At 67.7% G+C, this 15,928-nt stretch carries 16 protein-coding genes and 2 pseudogenes; 7 read left to right on the top strand and 11 right to left on the bottom strand.

Annotated elements, in window-relative coordinates:
- Window positions 1–14: 14 nt before the first annotated feature.
- On the bottom strand, window positions 15–269 hold the full coding sequence (locus tag CGL27_RS10095) for a BTAD domain-containing putative transcriptional regulator (protein WP_119986037.1): 255 nt from the start codon (window positions 267–269) through the stop codon (window positions 15–17).
- A gap of 898 nt (window positions 270–1,167) precedes the next feature.
- Here CGL27_RS10095 and CGL27_RS51760 point away from each other — a divergent pair.
- Window positions 1,168–1,599 carry an AraC family transcriptional regulator gene (locus tag CGL27_RS51760; protein WP_240450436.1) on the top strand — a complete coding sequence of 144 codons (432 nt, stop codon included), beginning with the start codon at window positions 1,168–1,170 and terminating at the stop codon, window positions 1,597–1,599.
- A 136-nt stretch (window positions 1,600–1,735) separates the two neighbouring features.
- Here CGL27_RS51760 and CGL27_RS10085 read toward each other — a convergent pair whose 3' ends face one another.
- The 3 genes from CGL27_RS10085 to CGL27_RS49935 all read right to left on the bottom strand — a co-directional run bounded on the left by CGL27_RS10085 (window position 1,736) and on the right by CGL27_RS49935 (window position 4,844).
- A complete protein-coding gene (locus CGL27_RS10085; RefSeq protein ID WP_162952940.1) occupies window positions 1,736–3,100 on the bottom strand; it encodes an MFS transporter in 1,365 nt (454 codons plus the stop codon).
- Between the two features lie 9 nt (window positions 3,101–3,109).
- Complete coding sequence (locus tag CGL27_RS10080) at window positions 3,110–4,513, bottom strand: hypothetical protein (protein ID WP_119986035.1); 1,404 nt, start codon at window positions 4,511–4,513, stop codon at window positions 3,110–3,112.
- Window positions 4,514–4,652: 139 nt separating this feature from the next.
- The gene (locus CGL27_RS49935) at window positions 4,653–4,844 is read right to left on the bottom strand and encodes a hypothetical protein (RefSeq protein WP_162952939.1); all 192 of its coding nucleotides are present in this window, start codon (window positions 4,842–4,844) and stop codon (window positions 4,653–4,655) included.
- 166 nt (window positions 4,845–5,010) lie between these two features.
- On the opposite strand from CGL27_RS49935, the gene CGL27_RS10075 reads away from it, so the two are divergent.
- The 3 genes from CGL27_RS10075 to CGL27_RS10065 all read left to right on the top strand — a co-directional run bounded on the left by CGL27_RS10075 (window position 5,011) and on the right by CGL27_RS10065 (window position 8,557).
- A complete protein-coding gene (locus tag CGL27_RS10075; RefSeq protein WP_119986033.1) occupies window positions 5,011–6,159 on the top strand; it encodes a GNAT family N-acetyltransferase in 1,149 nt (382 codons plus the stop codon).
- A gap of 300 nt (window positions 6,160–6,459) precedes the next feature.
- Entirely contained in the window at window positions 6,460–7,413 is a 954-nt protein-coding gene (gene sbnA / locus CGL27_RS10070) for a 2,3-diaminopropionate biosynthesis protein SbnA (protein WP_162952938.1), read from the top strand.
- Window positions 7,414–7,720: 307 nt separating this feature from the next.
- Complete coding sequence (locus tag CGL27_RS10065; protein ID WP_119986029.1) at window positions 7,721–8,557, top strand: hypothetical protein; 837 nt, start codon at window positions 7,721–7,723, stop codon at window positions 8,555–8,557.
- A 334-nt stretch (window positions 8,558–8,891) separates the two neighbouring features.
- Here CGL27_RS10065 and vph read toward each other — a convergent pair whose 3' ends face one another.
- From vph to CGL27_RS10035, 6 genes and pseudogenes are all read right to left on the bottom strand, one after another.
- Window positions 8,892–9,755, bottom strand: coding sequence for a viomycin phosphotransferase (gene vph, locus CGL27_RS10060; RefSeq protein ID WP_119986027.1), 864 nt, complete (start codon window positions 9,753–9,755; stop codon window positions 8,892–8,894).
- Between the two features lie 52 nt (window positions 9,756–9,807).
- On the bottom strand, window positions 9,808–10,920 hold the full coding sequence (locus CGL27_RS10055; protein WP_240450435.1) for an IS630 family transposase: 1,113 nt from the start codon (window positions 10,918–10,920) through the stop codon (window positions 9,808–9,810).
- Between the two features lie 83 nt (window positions 10,921–11,003).
- Window positions 11,004–11,432, bottom strand: a complete 429-nt coding sequence (locus tag CGL27_RS10050; protein ID WP_078644623.1) for a hypothetical protein — start codon at window positions 11,430–11,432, stop codon at window positions 11,004–11,006.
- Between the two features lie 229 nt (window positions 11,433–11,661).
- A complete protein-coding gene (locus CGL27_RS10045) occupies window positions 11,662–11,967 on the bottom strand; it encodes a helix-turn-helix transcriptional regulator (RefSeq protein ID WP_119986022.1) in 306 nt (101 codons plus the stop codon).
- A pseudogene (locus CGL27_RS10040) lies at window positions 11,964–12,346 on the bottom strand (type II toxin-antitoxin system RelE/ParE family toxin). The gene CGL27_RS10045 and the pseudogene CGL27_RS10040 overlap by 4 nt, the downstream one beginning before the upstream one ends.
- An 871-nt stretch (window positions 12,347–13,217) precedes the next feature.
- A protein-coding gene (locus CGL27_RS10035; RefSeq protein ID WP_240450434.1) for an IS5 family transposase occupies window positions 13,218–14,149 on the bottom strand; the annotation gives its coding sequence in 2 pieces (ribosomal slippage) (window positions 13,218–13,730 and window positions 13,733–14,149; 930 coding nt in all).
- 135 nt (window positions 14,150–14,284) lie between these two features.
- Here CGL27_RS10035 and CGL27_RS10030 point away from each other — a divergent pair.
- Both CGL27_RS10030 and CGL27_RS10025 read left to right on the top strand, forming a co-directional pair.
- Window positions 14,285–14,566: a transposase domain-containing protein gene (locus CGL27_RS10030; protein ID WP_162952937.1), complete on the top strand. Its 282-nt coding sequence runs from the start codon at window positions 14,285–14,287 to the stop codon at window positions 14,564–14,566.
- A gap of 10 nt (window positions 14,567–14,576) precedes the next feature.
- Window positions 14,577–14,990 carry a transposase gene (locus tag CGL27_RS10025; RefSeq protein WP_119986019.1) on the top strand — a complete coding sequence of 138 codons (414 nt, stop codon included), beginning with the start codon at window positions 14,577–14,579 and terminating at the stop codon, window positions 14,988–14,990.
- A 44-nt stretch (window positions 14,991–15,034) separates the two neighbouring features.
- On the opposite strand, the gene CGL27_RS51755 is transcribed toward CGL27_RS10025, so the two are convergent.
- Window positions 15,035–15,205, bottom strand: a complete 171-nt coding sequence (locus CGL27_RS51755) for a hypothetical protein (RefSeq protein ID WP_240451079.1) — start codon at window positions 15,203–15,205, stop codon at window positions 15,035–15,037.
- Here CGL27_RS51755 and CGL27_RS10020 point away from each other — a divergent pair.
- A pseudogene (locus CGL27_RS10020) lies at window positions 15,131–15,851 on the top strand (integrase core domain-containing protein). The gene CGL27_RS51755 and the pseudogene CGL27_RS10020 overlap by 75 nt on opposite strands.
- Window positions 15,852–15,928 lie beyond the last annotated feature (77 nt).

Here is a 15,928-nt window from a genome sequence, read left to right as displayed (position 1 = left end):
CCGGGAGCACGATTTTACCGATCGTCGATCTCGCCAGAGGGGATCTGAGCTGCATAGATGCGTCGCGTAGATGTCCCCACGCTCAGCACCCGCTGGTACAGCGCGGCCAACTCCGGGCCGGGATCGAGCCCAAACCGTTCGCGCAGGACCTGCCGCGGCGTCGTGAAGGTCCGCAACGCATCCACCCGTATGCCGACCGTCATCAGCGCGACCATGAGGTGGCGGTAGGCGGTCTCGCGGTACGGATTACTCGTGAGGAGCTCCTCCATCGGCGGGCATCGCGCGCCTCGGCGACGTGGCCCGTAAACCGGTCCGCGTCGATCCGATACAGGTCAAGCCGCAGCATGCGATTGCCGCGTACATGCCTGAACTCCGAACGGGCAACGCCCGCCGGAAACCCCATTGTCCGGAGGAGGCGGGAGGCGTAGACCTGGATCGTGTTCACCGAGGTCTGCGGCGCGAACGCGCCCCAGACCCCGTCGATCAGGTCGGCTGTCGCCGCGTACGAGTTGTTGTGCGCGGCGAGCAACGCCGTCCGGGTCCTCCTGGATGGTCCGCCGCCAAGTCGTCTCCGTGCGGCCCACGAGCGCCACCGTGTCGCCGTCGGTGGCGAACCGGCGCGGACTCACGCCCCCGAGACCGGAACCGGCACCCGTGATGACGGACACACGGCTGGGATTTTCTTGGTTCACGAACTTCTCGTCTTCCGCATGTGCTTCGGGCCCAGAACAGCCCGGGTTTCCCCTGTTTCGCAGCCTAGGAAGATGTACACAACACGAATTTGAACCACACCGCCGTCTGATGGACTATGACCGCCAGACAAAGCCGGAGCAGCACAGTCGAAGGGGCCGGTCGATGACGAACGGCGCTGGAGTGGAGGCCGACGGATCGCGCGGGGCGTTCTCCGCGGTACTCCACCGTCCCGGGCGCGGCACCACAAGGATTTGTCCACGCCTTCCAGCGCGGGTGGGATGCGGAGCTCGGCGATGGCTTGCCACTGCGGAGCGTCAACCGGGACGTAACCGGTGACTTCCGGGTCAGGAGCCGCGCCGCCAAGGTCCGCGACCTGGCGCTCACCGATATCCACAGCATGTCGGCCATCCGGACCGCGCACGCCCTGGGCGGCGTGGTGGATCGGGTACGGATGTACGTCGTGAAACGCGGCGCATGGACGTTGGAAGGTTCGCGCGATCGGGACAGACACACCGTGTCGGCGGGCAGTTCCTCCTCCGGCACGTCGGGCAGCCGTGGCGCTTCGAGGCGGCGCCGCACACGACGGTGAAGATCCTCCTCCTGCTCCCCGTGCCGCTCACGCCGCTGCTGGGAAACCGGGCCGTCACCGGGCCAGCCGATTCGGTCGAGGTACGCCTGCTGGTGGCCCACGCGAATATGGTGTATGAGACCATGGCCGGCCTCGGCCCGGCCGGTGTGCAAGCCGCCCACAGCACCCTGCTCGAAGTGGCCCACGGGCTGAGCGTCTCGGAACTCGCCGCCCACTGGCAGTTCGCCGACAGCAGCCACTTCATCCGGTCCTTCAAGAAAACCTACGGCCAGACGCCCACCGAGTACGCCCGCTCGACCGGGCTGGCCGAAAGCTGAACCGCCCCGCACAGTCGTCGCTCGCCCCAACGGTGCGGGTGCCGATCAGGGTCGCGATCATCTGCCCAGGCGACCACGCCATCAGGTCGGACGGTCGGCGTCGGGCGCGGTGCGCGCTCAACAGGCGCGGGCAGGCTCAGCCGACGGGGCCGCCGTCGACCTGCTCCACGGGGGCGGAGTCCCCGGCCGATGCGGCCTCGCTCGTGGCCGCGGGCCGCCGGTCGAGCCCGAGCACGAGTGGTACGGCCAGCACGCTGATCGCGGTGAGGAACACCCAGGGCAGCGCCGCACCGCCCTCCAGCAGCGCTGTGAGCAGCGCCGGGGCGACGGCGCCGCCGACCGACCAGGACATCTGGTAGACGCCCAGATAGCGGCCCCGCAGATGCTCGGGCGCCATCACCACGCTCAGTTCGCTGGTCGGCGGCGAGCTGAGGATCTCGGCCGCGGTGTAGAGCACCATCGCGATGAGCAGCCCGGCGATCATCGCCCAGCCGGGCAGCACGAGCAGCGTGCCGAAGACGACGAACGCGGCCGCGTTGAGCAGCAGGGCCAGCACCAGCACCGTCACGGGCCTGCGGGCCTCGATCCACCGGCTGGCGAGCGTCTGGAGCAGCGCGACCATGGTCGCGTTCAGCACGACGAGCACGCCGACGATCCAGGCGCCGACATCGAGGTTGTCCGCCGCGTAGACGGCGAGCAGCACCGTGATCACCGTGGAGGCGAAGACGAAGGAGATGTTCGCCGCGACCAGCCGCAGATACCGAGTGTCCCTCAGCACGGTGCGATAGCCGCCCGAGGGTTGTCCGGTGGGTTCGCCTGCCGCCTGCTCCGGTTCGGCGGGCTCCGGCTCCGCGGGCCCGGCGGCGGCCGCCTTGCTCCTGTCCGCGCCCCGCAAGGTGATCACGAGCCAGCCTGCGACGGCGAAGGAGACCACGTTGGTCGCCATTACCGCCCTCAGCCCGGTGACGGTTCCGATGCTCAGGGCCACCGCGGACACGGCGCCGCCGAAACCGACGCCGACATTGCGCAGGGCGCGGACGAAGCCGAACCAGCGGGCCCGCTCGGCGCCCCGGGCGACCAGCACGATGAGTGGACTGTTGCCCATCCAGAAGGCCGTGGAACCCAGTTGCACCACGAACTGCCACAGCACGATCTGCCAGGCCGCGTGCGAGAAGAGGAAACCGATGAATCCGGCCACCGAAATCCAGTTACCCGCAGCGACCACGGTCCGCGGACCGTATTTGTCCAACAGCAACCCGATAAAGGGCGGAACGGGCAGGGCGAGCAGCTGGCCGGCGGTCAGCGCGGCGCCGACGGCGACCAATGACAGCGACGTCGTCTTCACGAAGAAGACGATGGTGAACGCCATCACCAACCCGTTTCCCAGGCTGTCGATCAGATTGGCCGTGACGAATCGGCCTTTTCCCGCGAGATCCGGCAGACCCCAGGCCGACTGAATCCGCCGCCACGACGAAGGCGCGGGGGAATGCTGCGGCGTCATGACTTCTCTTTACCTCGCTGCATCGGCGGGCAATTCGCCTGCGGCAGGCACTTCGCCCCCGGCGGGCAGCTCGCTCTGATGGAAGACGGCTGCGCTGCGCGCCTTGGCATGCGCCGCGATGGAGATGATGCCGCCCGAACCGGCCGGCACCACCTTGGCAAATGCTCCCGCACCACCATGCGGGGTGTAGAACATGCCATAGGCCGCATGCCATTCCTCGGTTTCCCCGGATACCGGGTCCACCACAAACTCAGGCCGGGGGATCACTCTCTGTTGTACGACACATCCTTCGGCGGCGGAGTTCTCCAGGGCCCGCTGCCAAGTGGCGTCGTCCGTTTCCCAGCCGACCACGGCGCCGACCCCGCCGCCGCGCCCGTTGACCTTCAGGATCAACTGCTCCCGCCGCTCAAGGCATTCGTCGACGAGGTCGGTGTCAGTCTTGAGCGCGTCAGTGTTGATCAGCCGGGTCCAGGGCAGCACCCGGTCGATGAGCCGGCACTCGTCGTCGCTGAGGTTGCGCCGCCGCACCGGGTCCGAAAGCAGCGCCATACAGGCCTTGTTGGCGAACATGTTGCTGGAAAGCGGGGTCCACAGCAGCGTCTCGCCCGCCCGGTGCGCACGCAGCAGGGGTGCGACCAAGTCCCAGCCGTCGGATTCCTCGGCGATCTGGTCCGGGACGAAGGAGCGGTAGACCACGTCGATCTTCGTGTCCCCGAGGTAGAGCGCCCCCTCGCGTTCGTGCACGTCGGAGACCTCGGCCACCAGGATGTCGAGGCCCGCCCAGCGCAGTGCGGACTGGAAGTTGAGCCAGAGCTCGCCGTAGTCCTTCAGACCGCCACGCCACTCCAGCAGCGCCACCACCGGGTCGCGCCCGGGTGCCACCCGGGCGCCGAAGTGGCGCAGCGCCTCCACCACGGCGCGAATGGGATGCACGTAACCAAGCCGATTCCGGCGCGCGAAGTCGGCGAAGGCGTCAACCTCCATCGTCGCCCGGGAGATTTCACTCGCGAGGCCCCAGCCGCCGGCCTCGCTCCCCAGATTGAACTCGAGGAGTTTGAATGAGGTGCCGTCGTGGTACATGTCGGCCCGGCCGAACTGGGGTGGCACTAGGTCACCGAACCGCCGTATCGCTTCCCAGCGGCCGTCGCTGATGCCGAGTACCGACCGGAATGCGTCCAGATCGCCGCCGAACATCCGGTCCGGCAAGGAAAAGACTGTTTCGATGAGGTGCTGCAGGTCATCGGCGAACTCGCGAATCTCACGCTCGGCGACGAAGAGGGGCCTGGCCAAATGCTCGCCATGCCAAGGTGCGAGCGTCGGGAAATCCTTGACGTGCTGGGCGATCGTGGGCAACTCGCTGTCCGGTGTGCGGAACTCCTCGTTGTACTGGGCTGTTACCCGCTCCGTCGACATGAAGCTCCACTCCTGATTGATGGTGACTGGGCCCCTCAGCCCGCAGGAGTCACCGTTCCATCCCGGTCTCATGTGTGGCTCAATTGCCACTCAATTCGCGGTTATCGGCTCCCGTGGGCACGGTACATCTGTGTTAACACTAGAATCCTTGAACACCCGAAAGAAAATGGTTTTGCAGCCATGGGGGAACGTTTATCTTCAGCCATGCCGCAAGAGCGGCGAATGCCGCTGCAGGCTGTTCATCCAGCTCGCCGCGCTCAGCGGCAAGGAGTTCGAGCTCGATGATGTCGGGGTCATCGCCAGCGTCGGCGACCGGCTGGTCTTCACCCAACCGCTGTCCCGGCAGGCCGTCCTGGAGTCGCTGCTCGAACCGGCACCCGCATCAACCGCTGGCCGCACGCGGTCAGTTGGAACCTACGCAGGATGTTCCACACACTCAGCGTCCGATCGCGCAGCAAACTCGCGGGCACGGTCAGGCAGAGACTATGGGAGGCGCCATGACCGCCACGACGGACACTTTCGCCGACGCCATCGGCGGGCTCGGGGACACCGAGTGGGACCGACTCGCCGACGGCAGGTTCCTTTCGTCGGCGCTGTGGCTGCGAGTGTGCGCCCTCGACCCCGGGTCGGTCTCCGGCGGACTGCACGTGGAGACCCCGGGCGGCGGCCGGGCCGCGATCCCCGTGGCGGCGGTGACCGACGAGCCCACCCCAAGCCTGCGGTGGCACGACCTGCTTGCCGCGCGCGGCCTGCCGGCACCCGAGCCGGGCGGCCTGCTCATCGGCCAGCGCCGCGGCTACCTGGCGCACCTCCTGACCGGCGAGGGGACCGATCGGACCGAGGCCGCCGCCGCGGTGCTCGACGCGGTCCGCGCGCTGCGCTCCCCACTGCACGAGGAGTCGAAGATCGCCCGCGTGGCGATGTACCTGACCACCGAGGACGTGGGGGCGCTGCGCGCGGCGGGGGTGCGGACCGCCCCGGTCGCGCTCACGACCGACGCCTGGATCGAGATCCCGCCCGGGGGCTACCACGCCTGGCTGGAATCGCTGTCGGCGCACCGGGCCCGCCGTATCCGCAGCGAGATACGGAAGTTCGAGAAGGCCGGATACGAGGTGGAGCACCGCACGCTCGCTGAGTCCTGGCAGGACGTCGCCCGGCTGCTGGCCTGTTCGCTACTGCGCTACGGCAGAACTGTAGACGTGGCCCCGATGGCCGAGTCCCTCCGCAAGCAGGGTGAACTCGCCGGTTCGCGGGCCGAAGTGGTGCTGTGCTCGCGCCTCGGCGAACCGCCCGTCGGCTTCTGCCTGTACTACCGCTGGGGCGACACCGTATACCTGCGGGGGCTCGGCCTCGACCACGACCAACTCGTCTCGGCCGCCGAGTACTTCAACCTCACCTACTACATGGCGGCGCGGCTCCCGGGAGTGCGCTGGCTGCACGCGGGCACCGAGACCGCGGAAGGAAAGGCACTGCGCGGCGCGACGCTCCGGCCGCTGTGGCTGCTGGACCTGTCCGAGGACAGCCCGCTGGCCGGGTACGACGAGGAGATCCGCGAGCACAACCGCGCCCTGCTCGCCCGCCTGCGCGACTCCTCGCCCGCGGTTTCCGATGCCCTGGAGTACGAGCTCTGGGAGCCGTACTGCTGAGGCCAACTGGACTTCGCCCTGCTCTACGGCACGCTCGCCGAGCGCGACGGGTCGGCGACGGACGGGCCGTCTACAGATCCTGATGCACCGCCGAGTGACGCCGAGATGCTGTTCAACCGTCCGTCGTGGACGGTTGAACAGCCCCTCTCCTTTCCCCCTTCTTCCTCCAAGCGTTTGTCGCACCGCACTTGAGTCGCGGTTGAGCCGTCTCTACCGATCCCGTGCCACACTCGGCCCATGCTCCACAGGCGTGCTGATCAATCTCTGATCGAACGGGTAAGGCAAATTCGCAGGGGCCTCATGGGAACCCCGCTGATTCCCCTGGCGGACGAGCAGTGTGACATCGTCGCCAAGCTGGAATTCTGCAATCCCACGGGAAGTAGCAAAGATCGTTCGGCGCTGTGGATTCTGGAACAGGCGATCGGTCGTGGGGAGATAGTGCACGGCACCACGGTGGTCGAGTCGTCGTCCGGCAACTTCGCGCTGGCCCTGGCTTTCTACTGCCGGATGCTCGGCGTCTCGTTCGTCCCGGTCATCGATCCGAACTGCAACGAGGCCACCGAAGCTCAACTCCGGCTGCTGTGCGACCGGGTGGATAAAGTTTCCGTCCGTGATGTGACGGGCAGCTACCTGGAGAATCGGCTGTCCCGGGTGCGGGAACTGCTGGTTGAACTCGACTGGGCCTATTGGCCCAACCAGTACGCCAATCCAGATGCCCGCGACGCGCATTACCTCTTCACCGCGGGCGAGTTGATCGCGCAGGCCGGCCCGCTCGACTATCTCTTCGTCGGCGTGGGCACGGGCGGTACGATCGCCGGGCTCTCCCAGCGGATCAAGGAAGAGTATCCGGACTGCGTGGTCGTCGCCGTCGACGCCGAAGGCTCGGTGATCTTCGGAGGTCCGCCGAAGAGGCGGCGGATCCCCGGCATCGGCTCCAGCATTGTGCCGCCGCTGTGCGGTCAGGCGCTGATCGACCAGGTCGAGATCGTCTCCGAGGCGCGCGCTGTCGAGGCCTGCGGCGCCCTGGCCGCCAAGTACGCCTTGTATGCGGGCGGTTCGACCGGCAGCGCCTATGCCGCCGTCCAGGACTACTTCGCTCGTTACCGTCCCGGTGCGCACCGTCCCCGGGTCGCCTTCATCGCCGCCGACCGCGGCCATGCCTACGCCCAGACCGTCTACGACCCCATGTGGGTCCAGCAACTGCGGGCGGAAACGGTACAGCCCCCCGGCGTCGAAGCCCTGGCTGTCAACTGAAGGAGAACCACCCCGTGTCCACCCTGGCCCCGCCGCCCATGACCGTGATCGGCGCGGGCCTCGCCAAGGCCCTGCACGAGAACACACAGCGATGAGCAGTACCAACAGCACGAGCGTCGTCCTGGTCGACGCTAATCCGTCGAATCGCGCGCTGGCGTAGGCCGCTATGGCGAGCAGCACGACCTCAACGGTTACGTGGTGGGGGTGACCTTCGTGACCCGGCGGGTCCGGGGGCCTTGAGCCGCTCGCTTTCTCCCAGTCCCGGCTCCGTGAGAGCAGTGGTGTACGCGTGAAAGAGAGAGAACAGATGCAGCAGAGCAAGATACGGCTGAGCGGACAGCAGGCCGATCCGGAGTTCTTCCGCTTCGAGGAGCGCGGCGAACTGGACTACGAGCTCGTTCTGGACGTCCTGCACGGCCGCAGGCTGGGAGTGATCTTCCGGGACGTCATACCGACGGCGGCGCGCAAGGAGCTGACCGAACGATTCTGGTCCAGCCCCGCCCGGCAGCATCGCGAGGGCGAGCCCTCGCACTACGTCGGCGCCTACCACTGGAACAAGGACGCCGACACCTATCTCGACGAGTCCGCCGAGGTCGCCGAGCACGTCCGGCAGGTGACCGACGCCCCGAACTCGCCCTGGCACGTGTTCCGCCAGGGCGTGGACGGGGCCCTGCGGCAGGAGGGCGCGTCCCTGCGGGTGGCACGGATGAACGGCCGTTCGGCGTGCGCCGCGCTGATCCGCGCGTGGGACAAGGAGGGCGACTTCTCCCTCGACCCGCACGAGGACGAAGCGCAGTGCAAGGACCCGCGACAAAGCGGCTTCGAGATCCAGCGGGTCCTGGACCACCAGATCTGCGCAGTAAACATGTGCACCGAACACAGCGCCGGAGGACGGCTGGTGATTTGGAACATCCGTCCCGACGACGCGACCCGGCGCTCGCTCGGCATCGAGCTGACGGGGCTGCCCTACAAGGCCGAGGACCTGGCGGACTTCGAGGAACTGCGCCTGGACATCCGGGAGGGCGACGTCTACGCCTTCAACGGCGCTTTCGTGCACGCGGTGGACGCCAACACCGGCAACCGCACGACGGTGTCCTTCATCATGGGGTTCACCGATCCCCGGACGGTCGTGAGCTGGACCTGAAGCCGACCGGGGCCGGCGGCGTGACCGACCGCTGCAGACGTCCCGGTCCCGCCTCTCCTCGAGCGTTCGCCGACTCCGTGCGCGGCCGTCGATGCCCCGACGCGGGAGGCAGGCCCAGGCAACGCCCACGGTGCGGTGCTCAGGACGGAGGGGACGTGAACGGTCCGACCAGGTCGCAGCGGCGTGACCGTGCGCTTGCCGAAAATATCATCCGCCCTGGTGGGATGCGGTGTGCGCGGTGTACGGGAGGTCGACCGGCGTAGTCGCCCGGGCGGGCGCTCTCGCGAGGCCGGCGCTCGCGGCGGCAAGATGATTTACCGGCACCCGCAGTGCCTCAGCGGTAGTCGGCCAGGCCGTCCGCGAGTTCTTCTTCGTCGCCGTCGCGGATTGCGTAGAGGGCTTGCTGCAGGGCGAATGTGCCGCGGATCGCGGCTATGCGGGTGAGGAGTCCGTGGTTTGACCAGCTGCCCAGGGCGAGCACCCGCTCCAGGAGCTCAGGGCCGTAGCTGGCGCCGATGGCTGCGAGGTCCTCGGCTGGGTCGCTGAGTGTGACGTCGTCCCAGTCGAGTACTCCGGAGAGGTGCGGCAGGCCGTGCGTCCACTCCCATAGGACGTTTTCGGCACCGAGGTCGCCATGCACCACTGCTCGGGTGAGGTGGGGAAGGCTGTCGAGTGCTGTAAGTTCCCGCTCGGCCCGTAGGCGTCCGCTGTCGGACATGAGCTGGAACAGCGCCGCGCGCACGTTCTCCGCGAACCGCCGCCACTGGCCTTCTGATGCCTGAGGGAGAGCTGCTCGTACCGTCTCTTCGGTGCCGGCACGGGCCAGAGCGGACAGCAGCATGGCGTACTGCGCCGCCACGGTGTTGACCACTTGGGCATCGTTGAGTGCGTCGGTCTCCAGCGGTTCCCCGGGAATGCGGCTGAGCACCAGGAACGGCGCCTCGTCGGTGCCGTGGGCGCCGCCCTGGAGCAGCGGCTCAGGTGTGCGGAAGCCGAGGTCGAGGCCGGCGAGTGCGTGTAGTGCGGCCGCCCGCTGGGGCACCCGGGCGGCCGCTGCCCGGGTGCGAGGCAGGCACACGACGCGGTCTGAGCCAATGACTACGTTGTGGAATTGCCCCTGACGTACTGCCAGGTCGTCCGGTTTGTCGTCGGGCAGCAGACGGCTCAGCAGAGCTCGATGCGTCGTGAGGATGCTCACGAATGTCCTCTGGATCCTTCGATGGGTCGGAGGCGATGTGCACGAAGTGCTGTCAGGCCGCGCCAGCGAGCGGGCGTCCGCCCCAGCGAATGTCCTTCTCGCTGCGGATGCGGGCCCGTTCTCGGCGTTGAGCGGCCAGAACGTCGGGATGGCGGGCGTTGGCGTTGCGCCAGCGCAGATAGGCGTGCAGTGCCCGGGTCTGCGCGGGGTGGCTGCGGTGGTTTGAGTTGGCCAGGGTGAACTGCCGCAGCGGGCCGAAGTGGGCCTGGATCGGGTTGGCGTAGGTCGGGGTGAAGCACAGCTCGACCTTGTTCTTCTTCGCCCAGCGGCGGATGTCCGCGCCGGTGTGGGAGGAGAGGTTGTCCAAGATGATGTAGATCGGGGCTCCGTCGGGCCGGGCGGCGCGGATCGACTTCAGCGCGGCCAGAGTGTTGGCGGTGCCCTTGCGGCGCCGGTTGACGCCCCACAGCCGGTCGTCGCCCACGGAGTAGCAGCCGTGGAAGTAGGTGACGCCCTGGGTGCGGTGGTAGGTCGCCGGCAGGCGGTCGGGGCTGCCCTGCTTCGCCCAGCAGGAGCCCGCGGTGGGCCGGATCCCCAGCGGCCCGAACTCGTCGAAGGCGAAGACCCGGTCCGGGAAGTGCTCCAGGACGTGCTCGATCCGGTCGAGCTTGGCGTCGCGTTCGGGGTCGGGGGACTCCTTCCAGGTCTTGGTGCGCTGGAAGGTGATGCCGCGGCGGCGGAGCAGGCACCGTAAGGCTTCGCGGCCGATGCGGATGACGCGTCCGTGCGCGCGGCGGAGGTAGGCGTCGAGTTTGCGGATCGACCAGCGGGTGAAGGGCTGGCCGAGTTTGGTGGGGCGGGCGGTGGCCGTCTGGACGACGAAGTCTTCGTCGTCAGGGGTGAGCAGGCGGGGACGGCCTCCCGCCCATTGAGGGTCCAGGCAGGCCAGGCCGATCTCGTTGAACCGGTGGATCACCTCCCGCACGGTGTCCTCGTCGGCCTGGACCAGCTGGGCGATCGCCGGGACGCGGTTCCCGCCGGCGGACGCCGGCAGCATCATCGCCCGGCGGTAGCGCACCGAGCTGGTGCTGCCCCGGCGCACGATCTGCTGCAGCTTCTGCCCTTCATGGTCGGTCAGTCTGCGCACCCGCACAGGCTCGGCCACCACACCTCCAGCGATCGGAACGGACGTCACTGCCTATCCAACCGCTCCAACCACCAACCCGGCGAACCTATTCGGTCACAGCACTAGCTCGCGTTCGGAGGGGTCTGAGCCGCCTTCTTGGCGGGGCGGCCACGCTTCTTGGCGGGGGGCTCCTCCGCGGGCCGGGACGCCGCGGTGAAGGGCTCCAGCGCCTTTTGCAGCGCCTTCAGCCCGTCCGGGCCCAGGTCCACGGTCCGGCGCTCATTCCTCAGGGCCTGCCGCACGGCAATGGTGTTGCTGCCGTCCTCGTTCTGCTCCCCGGTTTCGTATTCCTCTTCGACCCAGGTGGGCACGGATATGTCCACCGAGTGCACGTCCGCGGTGATATCGGGTTCGAGATCGCAGTGAATAACCGTACGTCCGTAGATTCGCGTTTCCACCGTCTGTCCGTTGACGACGACGGTCGTGACGGTTTCCTGAACCCCTTCCTCGTTCTTCTCGGTTTCCGCAACCTGTACAAAGCGAACTGCCACTGCTTCCCCTTTTTTTGGAACCGCTCAAATCTTAGCGGGACAGCGGCTGTTGGCGCCAATCCAGAAAGTCCGAAAGCCCCTTCCGGCCGAAAGGGGCTTTTCCGGGGCGCACGGCGGGAAATGCGTGCGCGGGACCTCAGGTGCAGCCGTTGCGGGCGGTGCTCACGGCGACGTCGTACACGCCGCCCGTGGGTCGGGCGACAAAGTCGCACACGCACAGGGCCTGTGGTCAGGCGGCGTGGCCGATGGTGATGTGGAGAGGCTGGCCCAGGGCGGTTGCCACACGCAGCAGGGTTCGGGTGGAGGGGAGGGTGAGGCTGGTCTCCAGGCGGGCGATGGCAGGCTGGGTCATCCCGGCGCGGCGGGCGAGTTCGGTCTGGGACCAGCCCAGTTCGGTGCGGCGCTGGTAGACGGTGCGGCCGATTTCGATGGCCAGCCCGGTTTCGTCGTAGATCTGCTGAGCCTGAGGGGCGAGGCCGGTCTCCTCGTCGGCCAGTTCCTTGGCGCGGCGGGTCTTCCACGCGGTGTGGTTCACAGTTCTTCCTCCTTCACGTTGCGGTCGTAGATCTCATGGCTGTTCGCGGGACGGTGTTCGGCTTCGCACTGCTGCTGGGCCGCATGTGCACGATCGACCTCTGCGGTTTCGCGCATGCGGGTCTTGTGGAACACGGTCAGCATCACGATGCGCCGAGCGGGGGCGAGCCAGTACGTGATGCGCTGTTCACGACGGTGTAGGGAGAACCGCAGCTCGCGTAGCTTGCCGCGCAGGTGGCGGGTCTGGGGCTCGCCGAGTATCTCGGCGTGGCCGGCGAGGAAGTCGGCCGGTTCATCACGCGCAAGTAATCGGCGGGAGGGAGCGAGTCCAGCCACTGCTGGACTTCTGCTTCAAGCTCGATTTCGCACCGCTCACCCATACCAAAAATAATATACCGGTACTGTGAGGGAGTCCATCGGGTCGCCCCGCATTCCTCTCTGCGGGAATGGGCTGAGCGCCGACGGTGGTCACGCGCGTTCGGTGCTCCCTCCGCGGCTGGTGGTCTACCGTCCCGTACGGGTCCGAACTGGCGGCTACGGTGCGGTATGGATCGTCGCGGAGAGTGGTCGCTGGGCTGGGGGTCAAGGGGGCGCAGGTTCAAATCCTGTCGTCCCGACCAGTGTTTTCGCAGGTCGAAGGCCGTTTCCGCGGGTAGCGGAGGCGGCCTTAACCGTTTCCGGGCTGGGAGCGATGGGGAGCCCTCTGGGAGCCCTCGTGCTCCCAACTCGCAGACGTGTCAACGGCGCCCGATTCGTCCGTCACCCGATCCGGTAGACCTACGGCGCCGTACCGCGCTCCTATGCGCCGTTGTCAACCGCAGGCCACCAAGGTCACCCCACTGCTATGGATGCTCTCGGCATCGAGAGGCATAAGGACCCCTTGTCGGCTCTCGACCCCCTTTCGGGGTGGGAGCACGGTGCCGTGCTCCCCATGCGACAGAAGGGGAGCTGTGGGGCTGATGGCCTTGGCCGACGTGTTTCCGCAGGCGGCCGAGGCTCGGGTGTTGTGGCCGCAAGGTGCCTGCCGGGTCAAGGCGAAGCAAAGTCCCTTGGCGTCTGTCGGCAGACGGGGCACTCCCAGGGGGTGAGCGCCGTATCGGGCTCTGCGGCGCAGTAGCGAGACGGTCGGCTGGGGGCGCGGCGTAGCAAATAGTGTGCCAAGCGCGGCCGCCGGTCGCGAGGCGCACGGGCGCGTCAAGCGAGCAAACTCGGCGGCTGTCAGGTCAAAGCAGCTAGGACTTGTCCGGTCGATCATGTTCTGAGCCAGATGGCGAGTGCTGCTGCGGTGGCTGTGCCGAGGAAGACGTAGCCGCGCTTGTCGTATCTGGTGGCCACGGCCCGGTGCTGCTTGAGTCGGTTGATGGCTCGTTCGATGGTGTTGCGTTTCTTGTACCGCTCTTCATCGAAGCCGGGTGGCCGTCCGCCGCGTGAGCCTTTGCGCAGGCGGGCGGCCTGGGTGTCAGCCTTCTCCGGGATGGTGTGCCGGATTCCCCGGCGTCGCAGGTACTTGCGGATGGGTCCGTTGCTATAGGCCTTGTCCGCGGCGAGGCTGTCAGGCCCCTTGCGGGGCCTGCCCGGGCCGAGCTTAGGAACGCGGATCTTGTCCAGCACCTTCGTGAACTGGGTGCAGTCCGCCCGCTGGCCTGGTGTGACGATGAGGGACAGCGGGCGGCACCGGCCGTCGGCGCTCAGGTGGAGTTTGCTGGTGAACCCGCCCCGCGAGCGGCCCAGGCCCTCACTTCCTGCACCACCTCCACCAGGCGGGCATGCAGGCTCTGCCACGCTGTTTCGCCCTGGTGTTCTGCTTGCTCGGCCCCCTTTGATGCCGGGATCGGCGGCGGATCGGTCCGGGCGCCGGCCGCGTGCTGATGAGCGCGAACAATGGTGGAGTCCACCGAGATGTCCCAGTCGATCTCACCCGCCGCGTCAGCCGCAGCCTGGACCTGCCGCAGCAGACGTTCCCACGTCCCGTCCGCCGACCACAGCCGGTGCCGTTCATAGACCGTCTTCCACGGCCCGAACCGTTCCGGCAGGTCACGCCACTGCACACCAGTCCGCACCCGGTGCAGAATCCCGTCGATCACCTGCCTGTGATCCCTCCACCGGCCACAACGCCTATTGCTGACCGGCAGGAACGGCCGCAGCCGTTCCCACTCAGCATCGCTCAAGTCACCCCGCCCCATGTCCACATCAACGACCCGGACGGCGAGTAGTCACATGATCGGCCGGACAAGTCCTAGGCCCAATGCCGTTGTTTTAGGCCTCGGGCGTGGGTTCCTGGGTAGTGGTCCCAGGGGGTGGTTCGGGTGTCTGCGCGTGTGTCTGAGTTATCGGGCCTGGGGCTGTTGACCTGGGTCTATCCGCCGGGGTTGGTGGATCGGGTGGTCGGGGCTTGCGGGTGCGCGGAGCAACGCAGACGGCTGCTTCCCGCGCGGCTGGTGGTGTACTTCGTGCTGGGGCTGGCGTTGTTCTCTCCGGCTCCGTATCTGGAAGTGATGCGGCACCTGGTGGAAGGCCTGCGGTGCCAAGGGCTGCTGGGCGGCTGGCATGTAGCCGGCGAAGTCCTCGCTGTTCCGGGCCCGGCAGCGGCTGGGCTGTGAGCCGTTGCGGGTGCTGTTCGCCACGACCGCCAAGCCGATGGCCACCGAGACGACACCCGGCGCGTTCTGGCGGGGCTTGCGGCTGCTGGCGGTGGACGGGACCTGCTGGGACGTCGCGGACAGCGAAGCCAACGAGGCCGCGTTCGGGCGTCCGGGCAACGGCCGCGGGTCCGGCAGGAGCGCGTTCCCGCAGGTGCGGATGGCTGCGTTGGTGGAGGTGGGCAGCCATGCGTCGCTGGACGCGGAACTCGCCGGCTGCCGTACCGGGGAAGTCACCCTGGTCGGCCGGCTGCCACGGTCACTCGGCCCGGGCCAGCTCGTCCTGGCCGACCGTGAGTTCCTCGGTGTCCCGTTGTGGCAGTGCTGCGCCTGGCCTACCTCACCGCGACCAACACCCTGGCGTTCCTACGTCTCCTGCCGATGAGCGACAGAGACAAGGACATCGAGATCCTCGTACTCCGGCACCAACTACTGGTCCTGCAGCGCCAGGTCGGCAAGCCTGCCTTCACCGACAGCGACCGTGCCATCCTCGCCGCCCTGCTCCACCACCTGCCCAAAGACAGACTGCGGCACCTTCTGCTGCTGGTCCGCCCCGAGACGGTCATCCGCTGGCATCGTGAGCTGCTCAGGCGGCGCCATGCCGCGACCTGCGTATCCAGGCGACGTGGACGCCCGCGCACCATCCGCTCGATCCGCGCCCTCGTCCTGCGCCTGGCCAGGGAGAAGGCCTCGTGGGGATATCGCCGGATCCACGGCGAGCTCGCGGCGTTGGGTATCAAGGTCGCCGCCTCCACGGTCTGGGAGATACTCCGCGAGCACGGCATCCCACACCGCGCATCCGACCGGGGACTGGATCGTGCAGCTCGGACGCAACCTCCTCATGGACTTCGAGGAGGCAGGCAGCAGGGCGAAGTTCCTGATCCGCGACCGCGACTCGAAGTTCACAGCCGCCTTCGACGCCCTGATGGCCGATGCCGGTCTCAATGTCGTCACCACCGGCATTCGGATACCCCGGATGAACTCGCTCATGGAGCGGTGGATACAGACCTGCCGCACCGAACTCCTGGACCGGACCCTGATCTGGAACCAGGGCCACCTCCTCCACGCACTGCGCGAGTACGAATCCTTCTACAACGAGCACCGCCCGCACGGAGCCCTGGAACAAGCCGCTCCCTGCCGCCCGCTACCCGCACCCATCACGCAACAAGCCCAGCTTGCCCACCTGGACGTCCACAGACGAGACCGACTCGGCGGAACCCTCCACCAGTACCAGCGAGCGGCCTGAACTGCGCGGATGATTTATCGGCACCCACAGAGCTTCTCTGATCACACGGGCCTGGTTGGTCCCATTGTCCCCAACGG

Origin of the sequence: Streptomyces sp. 11-1-2, from assembly GCF_003595545.1 — a bacterium.
Classification (GTDB): domain Bacteria; phylum Actinomycetota; class Actinomycetes; order Streptomycetales; family Streptomycetaceae; genus Streptomyces; species Streptomyces hygroscopicus_B.
This window is presented reverse-complemented; position numbering and strand designations above follow the sequence as displayed.

Excerpts from the sequence above, each read along its gene's own strand:
- CGL27_RS10075 (WP_119986033.1), top strand. The coding sequence starts at position 5,011 with ATGACCGCCACGACGGACACTTTCGCCGACGCCATCGGCGGGCTCGGG.
- sbnA (WP_162952938.1), top strand. The coding sequence starts at position 6,460 with ATGGGAACCCCGCTGATTCCCCTGGCGGACGAGCAGTGTGACATCGTC.
- CGL27_RS10080 (WP_119986035.1), bottom strand. The coding sequence starts at position 4,513 with ATGTCGACGGAGCGGGTAACAGCCCAGTACAACGAGGAGTTCCGCACA.
- CGL27_RS10095 (WP_119986037.1), bottom strand. The coding sequence starts at position 269 with ATGGAGGAGCTCCTCACGAGTAATCCGTACCGCGAGACCGCCTACCGC.
- CGL27_RS51760 (WP_240450436.1), top strand. The coding sequence starts at position 1,168 with ATGGACGTTGGAAGGTTCGCGCGATCGGGACAGACACACCGTGTCGGC.
- CGL27_RS10085 (WP_162952940.1), bottom strand. The coding sequence starts at position 3,100 with ATGACGCCGCAGCATTCCCCCGCGCCTTCGTCGTGGCGGCGGATTCAG.
- CGL27_RS51755 (WP_240451079.1), bottom strand. The coding sequence starts at position 15,205 with ATGGCGCCGCCTGAGCAGCTCACGATGCCAGCGGATGACCGTCTCGGG.
- CGL27_RS10065 (WP_119986029.1), top strand. The coding sequence starts at position 7,721 with ATGCAGCAGAGCAAGATACGGCTGAGCGGACAGCAGGCCGATCCGGAG.